The sequence below is a fragment of the Streptomyces roseirectus genome (assembly GCF_014489635.1).
GTDB classification, from domain to species: domain Bacteria; phylum Actinomycetota; class Actinomycetes; order Streptomycetales; family Streptomycetaceae; genus Streptomyces; species Streptomyces roseirectus.
The window spans coordinates 3781300-3795936 of record NZ_CP060828.1; the positions used below are offsets into that span (position 1 = coordinate 3781300).

At 72.4% G+C, this 14637-nt stretch carries 12 protein-coding genes; 3 read left to right on the top strand and 9 right to left on the bottom strand.

The features are described 5' to 3' along the window. Window positions 1-31: 31 nt before the first annotated feature. From tsaE to IAG44_RS15695, 5 genes are all read right to left on the bottom strand, one after another. Window positions 32-538, bottom strand: coding sequence for a tRNA (adenosine(37)-N6)-threonylcarbamoyltransferase complex ATPase subunit type 1 TsaE (gene tsaE, locus IAG44_RS15675; protein WP_187747736.1), 507 nt, complete (start codon window positions 536-538; stop codon window positions 32-34). Beyond that, window positions 507-1745 carry an alpha/beta fold hydrolase gene (locus tag IAG44_RS15680; protein WP_187747737.1) on the bottom strand — a complete coding sequence of 413 codons (1239 nt, stop codon included), beginning with the start codon at window positions 1743-1745 and terminating at the stop codon, window positions 507-509. Before IAG44_RS15680 ends, tsaE begins: the two co-directional genes overlap by 32 nt. A 24-nt stretch (window positions 1746-1769) precedes the next feature. Continuing rightward, window positions 1770-2984 carry an alanine racemase gene (alr, locus tag IAG44_RS15685; protein WP_187747738.1) on the bottom strand — a complete coding sequence of 405 codons (1215 nt, stop codon included), beginning with the start codon at window positions 2982-2984 and terminating at the stop codon, window positions 1770-1772. Between the two features lie 13 nt (window positions 2985-2997). Next, window positions 2998-3840: a L,D-transpeptidase family protein gene (locus IAG44_RS15690; protein WP_246561751.1), complete on the bottom strand. Its 843-nt coding sequence runs from the start codon at window positions 3838-3840 to the stop codon at window positions 2998-3000. A gap of 88 nt (window positions 3841-3928) precedes the next feature. Continuing rightward, window positions 3929-4300 (bottom strand): holo-ACP synthase, encoded by a 372-nt coding sequence (locus IAG44_RS15695; protein ID WP_187747739.1) that lies wholly within the window; start codon window positions 4298-4300, stop codon window positions 3929-3931. Window positions 4301-4406: 106 nt separating this feature from the next. Here IAG44_RS15695 and IAG44_RS15700 point away from each other — a divergent pair, with 106 nt between their 5' ends. Beyond that, entirely contained in the window at window positions 4407-5336 is a 930-nt protein-coding gene (locus tag IAG44_RS15700; protein ID WP_246561753.1) for a hypothetical protein, read from the top strand. Further along, window positions 5333-7006: a M16 family metallopeptidase gene (locus tag IAG44_RS15705; RefSeq protein ID WP_187747741.1), complete on the top strand. Its 1674-nt coding sequence runs from the start codon at window positions 5333-5335 to the stop codon at window positions 7004-7006. Before IAG44_RS15700 ends, IAG44_RS15705 begins: the two co-directional genes overlap by 4 nt. 9 nt (window positions 7007-7015) lie before the next feature. Here the strand turns inward: IAG44_RS15705 and IAG44_RS15710 are convergent, their stop codons facing one another. From IAG44_RS15710 to IAG44_RS15720, 3 genes are all read right to left on the bottom strand, one after another. Then, complete coding sequence (locus IAG44_RS15710) at window positions 7016-8284, bottom strand: vWA domain-containing protein (RefSeq protein ID WP_246561756.1); 1269 nt, start codon at window positions 8282-8284, stop codon at window positions 7016-7018. Between the two features lie 77 nt (window positions 8285-8361). Continuing rightward, the gene (locus IAG44_RS15715; protein ID WP_187747743.1) at window positions 8362-9573 is read right to left on the bottom strand and encodes an AAA family ATPase; all 1212 of its coding nucleotides are present in this window, start codon (window positions 9571-9573) and stop codon (window positions 8362-8364) included. Between the two features lie 66 nt (window positions 9574-9639). After that, a complete protein-coding gene (locus IAG44_RS15720) occupies window positions 9640-10989 on the bottom strand; it encodes a hypothetical protein (RefSeq protein ID WP_246561758.1) in 1350 nt (449 codons plus the stop codon). Between the two features lie 270 nt (window positions 10990-11259). Here IAG44_RS15720 and IAG44_RS15725 point away from each other — a divergent pair, with 270 nt between their 5' ends. After that, window positions 11260-12687 carry an NAD(P)H-hydrate dehydratase gene (locus IAG44_RS15725; RefSeq protein WP_187747745.1) on the top strand — a complete coding sequence of 476 codons (1428 nt, stop codon included), beginning with the start codon at window positions 11260-11262 and terminating at the stop codon, window positions 12685-12687. Between the two features lie 26 nt (window positions 12688-12713). Here IAG44_RS15725 and glmS read toward each other — a convergent pair whose 3' ends face one another. Beyond that, complete coding sequence (gene glmS / locus IAG44_RS15730; RefSeq protein ID WP_187747746.1) at window positions 12714-14561, bottom strand: glutamine--fructose-6-phosphate transaminase (isomerizing); 1848 nt, start codon at window positions 14559-14561, stop codon at window positions 12714-12716. Between the last annotated feature and the right edge of the window lie 76 nt (window positions 14562-14637).

The following is a 14637-nucleotide window of genomic DNA, read 5'->3' on the forward strand; positions in this document are numbered from 1 at the left end:
GCAACATTTTGCCGACGTCGTGTCGGAACGTTCACACGCGCAGCAGGCCCGGTAGATCGACCCCGTCCCACCGCGCCCCGAGCCCGCGTACGGACACGTGCCGCACCTCGTCGGTCGTGTCGCCGACGGCCCGCTCGATGCCGATCCAGAGCCGGTCCTCGGTCAGCTCCTCGACCTTGCCCTCGCCCCACTCCACGACGACGACGGACTCGGGCAGGGAGACGTCGAGGTCGAGGTCTTCCATCTCGTCCAGCCCGCCGCCCAGGCGGTACGCGTCGACGTGGACCAGCGGGGGCCCGTCGACGAGGGACGGGTGGACGCGGGCGATGACGAACGTCGGCGAGGTGACGGCCCCCCGGACGCCGAGCCCTTCGCCGAGCCCCCGGGTCAGCGTGGTCTTCCCGGCGCCCAGCTCGCCGTTGAGCATGACGAGGTCCCCGGCGCGCAGGAGCGAGGCGAGTCTCAGGCCCAGCTCACGCATCTGCTCGGGGGAGGTGACGGTCAACTCAGCCAGGCTGTGCGGTGCTGCTGCTTCCATAACCGCCAACGGTAGCCCCCGCCGGGAACGCCCCCACCCGCGTGAGCAGGTCGGCGAGCCGGTCCGTCACCACCTCGGGGTGCTCCAGCATCACCAGGTGCCCGGCGTCCGGCACGAGCACCAGCTCGGCCCCCGGCAGCAGATCGGCGATGGCCTCGCTGTGCTCGCTGGGCGTCACCAGGTCCCCCACGCCCGCGAGCACCAGCACCGGCATCTCGCTGAACCGGGCCAGCGCCTCGGTCTTGTCGTGCTCGGTGAACGCCGGGTAGAACTCGGCGACGACGTCGATGGTCGTCCCCTCGATCATCCGCTCGGCGAACCGCGCGACCGCCGGATCGACGTCCCGCGAGGAGAACGAGTACCGCTTGATGACGCCGGCGAACAGGTCGGCCGTCGCCCGCCGCCCCCTCTCCACCAGCGCCGCCTGCTGCCCGAGCACCTTGAGGACCCCGGGCAGCACCCGCCGCACGGCGTTGACCCCGGCCGCGGGCAGCCCGTAGTTGACCTCCCCGAGCCGCCCGGACGACGTCCCGACGAACGCGGTCGCCACGACCCGCTCGGCGACGAACTCGGGGTACTGCGCGGCGAGCGCCATCACCGTCATCCCGCCCATGGAGTGTCCCACGAGTACTACGGGTCCCTCGGGGGCGGCCGCGTCGACGACGGCCTTCAGGTCCCGGCCGAGCTGGTCGATGGTGACCGGCACGCCGTCCTGGAGCTGCGCGACCCCGTGCTCCGACCGGCCGTGGCCGCGCTGGTCCCAGTGCACGGTCCGCACGACGCCCCGCAGCGCCGCCCGCTGGAAGTGCCAGGAGTCCTGGGTGAGGCAGTAGCCGTGGCTGAAGACGACGGTGACGGGGGCCGGCGCCTTGCGGCCGAACAGCCGCCGGCGCCGGGGCGCGGTCCCGCCCTCGGGCTCGACGTCGTCCACCTCGTAGTACAGCTCGGTGCCGTCGTCCGCGTACGCCTTGCCGGGGGTGCCGCGCAGGGCGCCGTAGGGGCCGGCCGAGTCCAGGGCGAGGCGGGCCTTCTTGCGCATGCCCCGGCCGACGGTCATCCGCTCCAGGGCGACGCCGGCGGCGGCCCCGGCGGCGATCACCCCTATCGCGGCGCCGGCGATGCCGGTCACCCGGCGCCAGTTGCCCGCAGCGTCCCCCGTGGCGGAGGCGACGGCGTCAGCCACCGCCTCCACACCGCTCTCGCTCACGTACCGCTCCTCTCCACCCTGGACCTACCCACCGACGTAGACGCGGGGAACGCGCGCGGAGATGCGGGTGACGATCTCGTACCCGATGGTCCCGGCGGCCTGCGCCCAGTCCTCGGCGGTCGGTTCCCCCCGGTCGCCGGGGCCGAACAGGACGGCCTCGGCGCCGGCCTCGACGTCGTCGCCGCCGAGGTCCACGACGAACTGGTCCATCGCGATCCGGCCGGCCGTCGTCCGCCACTTCCCGCCGATCAGCACGGGTCCGGCGCCGGAGGCGTGCCTCGGGACGCCGTCGCCGTAACCGAGGGGGACGAGCGCGAGGGTCGTCTCGCCGGGGGTGACGTAGTGGTGGCCGTAGCTGACGCCGTGTCCGCCGGGGACGTGCTTGACGAGGGCGACCGGGGCCGTGAGCGTCATCACCGGGCGCAGGCCCAGGTCGGCGGGGGCGCCGAGGTCGGGGCTCGGCGAGAGGCCGTACATCGCGACGCCGGGGCGGACGAGGTCGTAGTGCGCCTCGGGCAACGTCAGCGTCGCGGGCGAGTTGGCGATGTGCCGGACCTCGGGGCGGACGCCCTGGGCCTCGGCGTACGTCACCATCTCCCGGAACCTGTCCAGCTGTTGCCTCGTCGAGGGGTGCCCCGGTTCGTCGGCGCACGCGAGGTGCGACCAGAGGCCGGTGATCCGTACGTGCCCGGCGCGCTCGGCTTCCAGGGCGCGGCGTACGAGGCCGGCCCAGTCGGCGGGCTGACTGCCGCCGCGGCCGAGTCCGGTGTCGGCCTTGAGTTGGACGCGGGCCACGGTCTGGACGGGGGCTGCTGTTTGGACGGCCTCGGCGGCCTCTTTCTGGACGGCCTCGGCGGCCTCTTTCTGGACGGCCTCGGCGGCCCCGACGACCTCCTCCAGCGCCCACTCGGCGCTCACGGACACGTCGATCCCGGCCTCGACGGCCTCCCGCCAGGGCCCGCCCGGCGTCCACAGCCAGCACATCACGCGGACGTCGTCCGGCAGCCCGGCGTGCGCCTTCAGCGCCAGCGCCTCCTGCGGCGTCGCCGTCCCCACCCACGTCGCGCCGGCCTCGACCGCCGCGCGGGCACACGGAATCGCGCCGTGGCCGTACCCGTCGGCCTTGACCACGGCCATGAAGGCCGCGCCGGGTGCCTTCCCCCGCAGCGCGCGCACGTTCGCCTTCAGCGCCGCCAGGTCGATCACCGCCCTGGCCCGCGCTCGTTCCGTCTCTCTCATCTCCCCCAGTCTCTCAGAGCCGCCTCTTCCCCCAGACGTACACCCGGTCGCCCTTCTTCAGCACACCCCACAGCTTCCGCGCGTCCGGCACGGTCAGATTCACGCAGCCCATCGATCCGACCCTCGTGTGAATACTCCCGTACACCGCGTGAAAAGCCTGCCCGCCGCTGAAGAACTGCGAATACGGCATCGGCGTCCGATACAACGTCGAGAAATGGTTCTTGTGCCGCCAATAAACCTTGAACCACCCCGTCCGCGTAGGATGCGCCGCCCTCCCGCTCCGCATGGAAACCGGCCCGAACACCACCTTCTTCCCCTTCTGCACCCACGTGATCTGCCGTGTGAGATCCACACACGCGACCCGATAACTCCGCACAGGACACTTCTTCCCGGCATTAGGCTTCTTCTTAGCGGCCAAAAACTGCATCCGCTTCCAAGTAACCGGCCCCGCGAACCCAATAGCCGGCTTGATCCTCTGCTTCCGCTGAAACGCCCTGATCGCCTTGCAGTCCTTCGCCGACTGCTTCCCGTCCACCCTCACCTTCAGCCACCGCTCCACCTGCCTCTGATAAGGCCCCGTCTTCTTCGTACACCCCACCCTCGCGACGGCTTCCCCGAGCGGCACATACTCAACAAGCTCGTAGCTACCCGGCACCGCGTCCTTCGGCTCGACGGCATCCTCTTCAGCACTCGGCGTATACGTCTTCGGCGCCAACACCTGATCCGGCGTATCAACCACCCCGACCTGCTTCACCCCGGGCACCAACTCCTCCCCAGGCACCGCAACCGCCGCCGCCCCCGGCACCATCACAGCCACCGCCAGAGCCAGCGCGACCCCGTTACGTCTGATCGTCATGCGATCAGACGTAACGCCTACGGATCCCCGGACCCCGGAGGGCACGCGACGAGGTCACCCGGAACGCGCAGTGGCTGGAGTCCACCCCCTACCCCTCCGCGATCACCACCGCCGAAGCCACCCCCGCGTCATGGCTCAGGGACACATGCCACCCCGTCACCCCCAGCGCCTCCGCCCGCGCGGCAACGCTCCCCCGGACCCGCAGCCGGGGCTGCCCGCTGGGCTCGACGTAGACCTCCGCGTCGGTCCAGAGGAGCCCTCCGGGGGCGCCGAGGGCCTTCGCCAGGGCCTCCTTCGCGGCGAAGCGGGCCGCGAGGGAGGCGGGACCGCGGCGTCGGCCGTCGGGGAGGAGGAGTTCGCTGTCGAGGAACAGGCGGGCGGCGAGTCCGGGGGTCCGTTCCAGGGACGCCGCGAACCGCTCGATCTCGGCCACGTCGATGCCGACGCCGATGATGCTCATGCCGAGCACCTTAGGGGGCGGCAGATGGTAGCCCCCTGTTACCCTGCGGCGTCTTGAAACAAACGTACGAATCCAGCCAGGGGTGGGGACAGAAGTGAGCGGCGGGTTGCCGAGTTTCGACACGTACGACAACACACCGGAGCTGATCCCGCTGAGGGACGCGACACGGGCCGGGGACTGGGCGGCCGTCCGGGGGTTCCTGGGGCGGCTGGGGTCCGTGGACGATCTGATCGCCGGGATGAACGCGGTCGCGGAGACGGAGGGGGCCGAGGGGTTCCTGGAGCGCGCGGTGGCCGATTTCCCCGCGGACCCGCTGCCGAGGACGATCCTCGCGAAGCGGTACGTGATCATCGGCTGGGACATCCGCGGCGCCGCGTTCGCGAAGGACGTCTCACGGGAGCAGTTCGACCGGTTCCACGCCTGGCTGCGCCGGGCGGAGCAACTGCTCATCCAGGTCTGCGCCGAGCAGCCCGCGTACGCCCCCGCGTGGTACGTCCGCATCACCCTGGCCCGGGGCCTGGAACTCGGCCAGGCGGAGGCCCGCCGCCGCTACGACCGCCTGCGCGCGCACCAGCCGCACGTGTACGGCGCCCAGGCGGCGCTCCTCCAGCAGCTGTGCCCGAAGTGGGGCGGAAGCTGGGAGGCCGCGCACGGCTTCGCCGCGGAGGCGACCCGCGAGGCACCGGACGGCGCACCGACCGGCGTCCTCGTCGCGGACGCGCACATCGAGCACTGGCTGGCGCTGGACGACGGACAGGGCATCGCCTACCTGCGGGGCACCGGCGTCCTCCAGGACCTGCGCAACGCCGCCGCCATCTCGGTCCTGCACCCGGCGTACCGCCCCGACCTGTCGGCGGTCGCCGCGCACAGCACCTTCGCGATGGCCTTCTCCCTCGGCGGCCACCACGCCGACGCCGCCCCCCACTTCGCCGCGCTCGGCGACCGCGCCTCCGAGTACCCGTGGTCGTACGTCGCCGACCCGAAGGCGTTCTTCCTCCGGCACCGCAAGTCCGCGCGAGAGGCGGTCACCCGATGAACACCACCGTCGTCCAGGGGATACCCACGCTGTACGCCCCGAGTACTACGGGCCCGAGTACTACGGGTGAGCTGACCGCCGGTCTGATGTTCCGCGTCGGCCGCGCCGACGAGACGCTGGCCACCGCGGGCATCACGCACCTCGTCGAACACCTCGCGCTGCACCGCCTGGGCCTGTCCGACCTGCACTACAACGGCGCGACGGCCACCACGTACACCCTTTTCCACGTCACCGGCACCGAAGCCGAGGTCGTCACCTACCTCAACAGCGTCTGCGCGGCCCTGCGCGAACTCCCGCTGGAGCGGCTGGAGACGGAGAAGGAGATCCTGCGGACCGAGGCGGCGGGGCGAGGGGGATCCTCGCAGCTCCCCCTGTGGAGGTACGGGGCGCAGGGGTACGGCCTCACGAGTTACTCCGAACTGGGGACGTGGAGCCTCACGCCTGACGCCGTCCGCTACTGGGCCCAGACCCGGTTCACCCGCGACAACGCGGCCCTGTGGATCACCGGCGACCACGTCCCCGCCGGCCTCGACCTCACCCTCCCGCCGGGCACCCGCATCCCGGCCCCGGCCGCGACCAGCGCGCTCCCGGTGACCCCGGCGTACGTCTGCGGCGACGACGGGCAGGTGGTCCTCTCGTCCGTCGTGCGCCGGTCGGCCGCCGCCATGCTCTTCGCCGACCTCTTCGGCCGCGCCCTCTTCCACGACCTGCGCCAGGAGGGCGGCTACTCCTACCAGGCCGACGCCGACTACTCCCCGCGCGACGCCGAGTACGCGACGATCACCGCGTACGCCGACGCGCTGCCCCAGAAGCAGGACGCCGTGATCGGCGGCTTCGTCGACACGCTGGCCCGCCTGCGCGCGGGCACGTTCACCCAGCAGGAGCTGGACTCCTCCCGCGCCCGTCTCCTCAAGCAGTACGACGACCCCGGCGCCGGCCTCCTGCCCGGCAACGCCCTCAGCCTCCTTCTCGGACGCCCGGTGCGGTCGGCGGAGGAACGCCGCGCCGAACTCACCGCCGTCACCCTCGCGGACGTCCACGAAGTCGCCCAGGAGACATGGGCGGGCGCCCTGCTCCAGGTACCCGGGCGCGGCGTCGACTGGGCCGGTTTCACCCTGGCTCCCCAGTATTCGACGACGTCCCTCTCAGGTACGAGCCACCGCCATCTCTCCGAGGACGGCGTCACCCTGACGATCGCCCCGGACGGCGTCACTCTCACGACCCCCGGCGGCCCGGTCACCGTCCCCTACGGGTCCTGCGCCGCCATGACCGCCCGCCCCGACGGCTCCCGCACCCTCACGGGTCACGACGGCTTCTCGGTCACGGTCGAACCGACCCTCTACAAGGGCGTCACCCCCGACCGCATCGCCGCCATCGACGCGGCCGTCCCACCCCACTCGGTCGTCCACCTCCCACCCCGCGACCCCTCCCGCATCCCCACCCCCGAACGCCGCCCCTCCACCTCCCCGGCCCCCGCCCGCTCCACCCCCGCCTGGACCCTCGGCCTCTGGACCCTCGGCCTCCTCACCGCCTTCTGGGCCCTCCTCTCCACCCTCATCACCACCGACAGCACCTCCACCGCCGACGTCATCGTCACCGTCTGGATCATGTGGCTGCCACTGGTCGCGGGAACGGTGGCCCTGTACCGGGCGAGGAGACGCCGCCGCTGAGACACGGGCTCACCCGATCTCCACCACCTTCGCCCACCCCGGCGGCGCCTCCGGCACGTACGTCGGGTCGGTCTCGCGCCAACGCCCCCGCCCGGTGCGGGGGAAGAGGCCGACGACCGTGCGGCAGGGCGGCTGTGGGGGCCAGGGGGTCTGGCCGTCGGTGAGGGCGACGACGACGTCGGGGCGGGTGCGGAGGGCGGTGGTGAAGCCGGCGCGGAGGTCGGTGCCGCCGCCCCCGATGAGCGGGATGTCCTCGGCGCGGCAGAGGGGGTGGGCGACCCGGGCCGCCGCGTCGCAGGAGACGACGGTGACGAGGTCACGGCGTCCGCCGACCGCGCGGGTGATCGCGGCGACTTCGAGGAGCGCGCTGCCGAGTTCCGCGTCGCTGACCGAGCCGGACGTGTCGATGACGACGGCGACCCGGGGCGGACGCCGGCGCAGGCTCGGCAGGACGACGCCCGGCAGCGAGGACGCGCGGCGCGCGGGACGGCCGTAGCTGTAGTCCTGGCCCGCGCCCGCGCCGGACACCGCCGACCGCAGCGCCGCGCCGAGGAGTTCGAGCCACGGCTGCGGCGGATGGAACGCCGTCTCCGCCCACCGCTTCCACCCCTCCGGCGCGTCCCCCGGCGCCCCCTTGACCGCCTCGGCGACCCTGAACCGCACGGCGTCCCGCTGCTGCTCGGTGAGCCCGTCGGCGCCGTCGGGACCGAGGTCCCAGCCCCGGGCCCGCCCGTCGGCCCCGCTCCCGCAGTCCAGCCAGACGAACTCCGCTGTGCTCGGGCCCAGTTGGAACTCCCTCAGGTACTCCTCCATGAGCAGCCCCTCACGCAGCCGCAACCCCGCCGGCGTCACCGCGCCCGACGGCCGCACGAGGCCGTCCCCGTAGATGTCGTCGTTGATCTCCAGGTCCGCCGCGATGTTCATCCGCAGCCGCTCCCCCGCGCCCTCCAACCCCCGCGCCCTCGCCACCCGGTCCCCGCGCCCGTGATGGTCCCTGAGCAGGTGCGACACCTCGTGCACCCACACCCCGGCCAGCTCCTCCACCGGCGTCCGCTCCACGAACCCCGGCGACACGTAACACCGCCAGTACCCGTCCACGGCCATCGTCGGCACGCTCTCCGACTCGACGACGTGCAGCGCGAAGAGCGCGGAGGCGAGGTAGGGGCGAGCGCGGACGGCCTGGAGGCGGGCGGTGTAGAGCTTGTCGGTGTCGAGGGGACGGGAGGAGAGGGGTGGACGAGAGGGGGTTGGCCGGGGTCGAGAGGAAGGGGTTCGCAAGGAGGGGGTTCGCAAGGAGGGGGTTCGCGAAGAAGAGGTTTGCGAAGAAGGGGTTCGCGGGGAACCCTCCGCGCCCCTCAACTCCCCGCCCCCGCCCGCACCTTCGCCGCCGCCCGATCCGCCCCCCGCGACAACGCCACCACCCCCGCCAGCCGCTCGATCTCCACCGGCACGTCCCACTCCTCCCGCCGCAGCGACGCCAGCGTCGAGGCCGGGACGACGACGAGGTCCGGCGCGCCGGTCTCCAACGCGTGGACGAGAACCGCCCAGGCGGAGTCCCAGCGCGCCCGGGTCGGCCGGGAACGGACGGCCTCGACGACACCGTCCAGCACCGCCTGCCGGAGATCACCGCGCGTGGGCAGCTCGGCGTTCGCCGGGTCCGCGAGGACGCTCTCGGGGTCGGGAAGGTCCAACCGGTCGACGCAGGCGAGGAGTTCGAGACCGGGCCCGTCCCCGACGGTCCCCCGCACCAGCATCGACAGCACCTCCCGGGACGCCCCCGCCGCCGTCGCGAACGCGACCAGCCGCAACGCCATGTCCCAACTCCTCGGCGACGCCCACGCCCCACCCCGCCGCGTCTCCGCGCTCGGCATCTGATGCACCAGCTTCGGACGGACGGCGAGCAGCCCGCACACCGCCCGCCGCGCATACTCCACCGACCCCGCCAGCTTCCCGGGATCCAGCACCGGCAGACTCGCCCGGGGCCACGTCCCGCCCAGTCCCCGGACGACGACGTCGTGGTCGTGCACCCACTGGAGGTGGACGAAACGGTTGGCGAGCGGCGCGCTCAACTCCCAGCCGTCCGCCGCCGAGGAACGCGGGTTCGCGGCGGCCACGATCCGCACGCCCGGCGGCAGCCGCAGCGCCCCGATCCGCCGCTCCAGCACCAGCCGCAGCAACGCGGCCTGCACAGCGGGCGGCGCCGTCGACAGCTCGTCCAGGAACAGCAGCCCCCGCCCGGCGCGCACCAGCCGCACGGCCCAGTCGGGCGGGGCCATCGGCACGCCCTGCACGGCGGGGTCGTCGCCCACGACAGGCAACCCCGCGAAGTCGGACGGCTCGTGGACACTCGCGATGACCGTCGTCAACGGCAGCTCCAACGACTCCGCGAGCTGATTCAACGCCGCCGTCTTCCCGATCCCCGGCTCACCCCACAACAACACGGGCAGATCAGCGGCGACCGCCAGCGTCAACGCCTCCAGCTGCTGATCGGGGCGGGGTTCGGTGGTGGTGTCGGAGAGGAGGGCCAAGAGATCGTCGGCGAGGGAGAGTTGGGTGTTTTCAGGCATGGGTGATCACCAATCGGGGTGCGAGGGGAAAAGGAGTGCTAAAACTCGAGAACTAATTCCTGGGCCTTACAACTTGGGTACCGGTCGCCGCGCATACCGCCGCGCCCGTTTCCGCCGCCCCGTCCAGTCACCGAGGCTCCGTTCGGGCGCGCCCGCGCTCAACCCCGCCCGGTACACCCCGTACGCGACCTTCCGCTCGGCCGCCTCCGCCAGCGCGTCCCGCAACGGCCCGTCCCGCAACACCGCCTCGGGCCCGAGCAGTTCCTCGACGACGGCGAGCGCGCCGGCCATGTCTCCGTGCTCCAGCCGCTCCCGCACACCGGACAGACACTCCGGCCGCCGGTGCGCCTCGTCGATCACCCGCAGACACGGCAACGGCGTCCCGGTCAACGCCATCAGCAGCTCTTCCCTGCGCAGCTCCTCCGGCGCGTGATCGAGCGGCGAGAGCACCCCGCCGACGAGCCCGATCCGATGCCGGGACCCCCGGCAGTCGACGTACCGATGCCCGTCATCACCGGCCACGGCAGCCGCCCGCACATACCCCGGCACCAACGCCCCGGCGACCAGCGGATGCAGACCGTCGGCTTCGATGGCGCCGGCCCGAAGCAACACGAGGTCGGGAAGGGGCCAGGTAGCGGCGTCGGGGAGGAGAGGGAGCGCGGCGGGACGGGTGAACTCCCGCACGGGGAGCGGAAGTTCGGGACAGCGAGCGAACTCGCGCGCAGGGAAGCCCAGTTCGCCGCCCGCCGGATCCCCCCGCGTATCCACCACCACCCGACGCCCCCCACCCACCCGAACCTCGACCTCCCCCGCCGGCCACCCCTCCGCCGCGAGGAGAAGCGCAGCCTCGACAGGCCAACGCCGCGTCGCGTGCTGGTCGTCCCCGGCGGCCCGTTCCGCCAACTCACCGACCCTGCGGGCGTCCCACAGATGCCGGTGCAGGTCGAGCCGGAACCGTCGGCTGGGGTGAGGATGTGGATGCAGGCGCGCGACAGGATCCCCGGCGAGATCACCGTCCCACAGCGCGAGACTGACCCGCTGACCGGCGTCCGCCCAGGCAGGCGGCGTCCGCACGACCAGATGCACGAAGCGCCCGTCACCGACGTCATACCGGCTCAACGGAATCGTCAGCCCCGGCCTCAACAGACCGTCCGGCGCGACCCGGGGAAGATGCCAGCGCAGCAGATCAGGCGCGAGATGCCGAAGATCGTCCCGAACCAGACCCACCAGCCCCGCCCCGTACGCCCGTTTCGCGGCCCCGACATCGAGGTCCACATCCACACGCGCCGCGGCACAGGCCCCGGCCCAGTCACCGACCACCCGGCGAGCCGTAGCGATTTCGACCATCAAAGGCGGCACGGCATAACGCCGCACACGCGACCAGAAGGGGATGCCGTCCAAAAGATGAGCTGCCATCAGCACTCACCAAAAGCGGACGGGGCCCCCAATCTCACAAGAGAAGGAGTAGTCATCGCCCCGATGGTAACGGCAAGTTGGGGAGGAGGCGCAAGGGATTTCCGCAACAACCCGCACCCAAAAACCGATCCGCACCCAGTCTTTCAGGGGCGCGGGGCTGTATCAATGTGCGGCTACCGCCGCGTGGGCGCGAACAACCACAACGCACCCGCACCCGCCGAAGCACCCCAGCCTCCCTCCCCGAACCGCGCCCCGATGCAAACTGGACCCATGCGCACAGCCCACCGCGTGGAAACCGTCCGCCAAGCCGAGCAAACCCTCATCTCCCGCCTCCCCGACGGCACCCTCATGCACCGCGCAGCCGCCGGCCTGGCCACCGCCTGCGCAAACCTGCTGGGCAAGGTCTACGCCCGCAAAGTGGTCCTCCTCGTAGGCAGCGGAGACAACGGCGGCGACACCCTGTACGCAGGCGCCCGCCTGTCCCGAAGGGGCGCGGCGGTGACGGCGATCCTCCTCACCCCGGACCGCACCCACCAGCAGGCCCTGACCGCGTTCACAAGAGCAGGCGGCCGGACAACAACCCCCGACAACGCACAACACACCCTGAAACAGGCCGACTTGCTGATCGACGGAGTCGTGGGCATCGGCGGCAGAGGCGGCCTACGACCCCCCGCCACAGACCTGATCCGCGCGGCCGAACACCACCACGTCCCCATCGTCGCCGTGGACCTCCCGAGCGGCGTGGACGCGGACACCGGCGAGGTCCACGGCGAGGCCGTCCACGCCACCCTGACGGTCACCTTCGGCACCCACAAACCGGCCCTCCTGATCGACCCCGCGAGGGAGCACGCCGGCGTGGTGCACCTGGTCGACATCGGCCTGACCCTCCCGCCCCCCGAGGCGGAAGCCCTCCAGCACCCCGACGTGTCCGCCCTCCTCCCCCACCCCGGCGCTACAAGCGACAAGTACAGAAGGGGAGTTGTAGGCATCGCGGCAGGCTCGAACCGCTACCCCGGCGCAGCCGTCCTCGCCGTGGCCGGCGCGCTACGGGGCGGCGCGGGCGCAGTCCGCTACACGGGCCCCGCCACAGCCGAAGTGCTCGCCCGCTTCCCGGAGACCCTGATCTCGGACAAGGGCCCGAAACACGCGGGCCGCGTCCAGGCATGGGTGGTGGGACCGGGCGCCGGCGACGAGCAGGCCCCGGTGTCGGAAGTCCTCGCCCTGGACGACGTCCCCGTCCTGATCGACGCCGACGGCCTGCGCCTGGCCGACCCCGGCGCCGTCCGCCGCCGCACCGCCCCCACCCTCCTCACCCCGCACGCGGGCGAGGCCGCCGCGCTCCTGGGTGTCACCCGCGAGGAGGTGGAGTCCCAACGCCTGTGGGCGGTACGCGAGTTGGCGTCCCGCTACCGGGCGACCGTCCTCCTGAAGGGCGCGACGACCTTGATCGCCGACGCCGAGGGCCCCGTCCGCGTCAACCCGACCGGCACCCCCTGGCTGGCGACGGCCGGCAGCGGCGACGTCCTCTCGGGCCTGACCGGCTCCCTCCTGGCCGCCGGCCTCCCGGCGAGGGACGCCGGCAGCGTGGGCGCCTACCTCCACGGCCTGGCGGGCCGCTACGCGGCGGACGGCGCCCCGACGACGGCGTACGAGGTCGCGGAAGCCCTCCCGACGGCGTGGCGGGACGTCACCGGGTAGGCGGCCCGCCCCCGTCGACGCACCCCCTACTCCACCGTCACCGACTTCGCCAGGTTCCGAGGCTGGTCCACCTCGTTCCCCCGAGCCGTCGCCAGCTCACACGCGAACACCTGCAACGGCACGGTGGCGACGAGGGGTTGGAGGAGCGTCGGCGTGGCCGGGATCCGGATCAGATGGTCGGCGTAGGGGACGACCGCCTCGTCCCCCTCCTCCGCGATGACGATCGTCCGCGCCCCCCGCGCCCGGATCTCCTGGATGTTGGAGACGATCTTGTCGTGGAGGACGGACCGCCCCCGGGGCGAGGGCACCACGACGACGACCGGCAGATCGGCCTCGATGAGCGCGATGGGCCCGTGCTTCAACTCCCCCGCCGCGAACCCCTCGGCGTGCATGTACGCCAACTCCTTGAGTTTCAGGGCCCCTTCCAGCGCGACCGGATACCCGACGTGCCGCCCGAGGAACAGCACCGTGTTCTTCCCGGCCAGCGACCGCGCCAACTCCCGTACGGGCTCCATGGTTTCGAGCACCCGCTCGACCTCCCCGGAGATCTCCGCGAGATCCCGGACGACGGCCTGGATCTCGTCCCCCCACTTCGTCCCCCGCACCTGCCCGAGGTACAGCGCGACGAGGTAGCAGGCGACGAGCTGCGTGAGGAACGCCTTGGTGGAGGCGACGGCGACCTCGGGCCCGGCGTGCGTGTAGAGCACGGCGTCGGACTCGCGCGGGATCGTCGACCCGTTGGTGTTGCAGATGGCCAGCACCTTCGACCCCTGCTCGCGCGCGTGCCGCAGCGCCATCAGCGTGTCCATGGTCTCCCCGGACTGCGAGATCGCGATCACCAGCGACCGCCCGTCGAGGATCGGATCCCGGTACCGGAACTCGCTCGCCAGCTCCACCTCGCACGGGATCCGCGTCCAGTGCTCGATCGCGTACTTCGCGATGAGCCCGGCGTGGAAGGCGGTCCCGCAGGCGACGATGACGACCTTGTCGACCTCCCTCAACTCCGAGGCGGAGATGCGCACTTCGTCGAGCGTGAGCGACCCGGACGCGTCGATCCGCCCGAGCAGCGTGTCCGCGACGGCCTTCGGCTGCTCGGCGATCTCCTTGAGCATGAAGTAGTCGTAGCCGCCCTTCTCGGCGGCGGACGCGTCCCAGTCGACGTGGTACGAGCGGACGTCGGCCGGCGCCCCGTCGAACCCGGTGACGCGCACCCCGTCCCGGCGCAGCTCGACGACCTGGTCCTGCCCGAGTTCGATCGCGGACCGGGTGTGCGCGATGAACGCGGCGACGTCCGACGCGAGGAACGCCTCGCCCTCGCCGACCCCGACGACCAGCGGCGAGTTGCGCCGGGCCCCGACGACGACGTCCGGCTCGTCCGCGTGCACCGCGACCAGCGTGAACGCGCCCTCCAGACGCCGGCACACCAGCCGCATCGCCTCCGCGAGGTCCGCGCAGGCCGAGAACTCCTCGGCGAGCAGGTGCGCGACCACCTCGGTATCGGTCTCCGACCCCAACTCGTGCCCGCGCCCGGCGAGTTCGGCGCGCAGCAGGGCGAAGTTCTCGATGATGCCGTTGTGGACGACGGCGACGCGGCCCGCGTTGTCGAGGTGCGGGTGGGCGTTCGCGTCGGTGGGCCCGCCGTGTGTCGCCCACCGCGTGTGCCCGATCCCCGTCCCGCCGGCCGGCAGCGGCCGGTGCACGAGTTCCTTCTCCAGGTTGACGAGCTTCCCGGCCCGCTTGGCGGCGGCGAGCCCCCCGTCCGCCAGCACGGCGACCCCGGCCGAGTCGTATCCCCGGTACTCCAGCCGCTTCAGCCCGGCCATCACGACGTCGAGCGCCGACTGAGACCCCACGTATCCCACGATTCCGCACATGCGCGGCAGCCTAAGCCTGTTCGGGCGTCGAAACAGGGTTCAGCGTGCCCGAATTCGGAAATTCCCGCCGGGATTC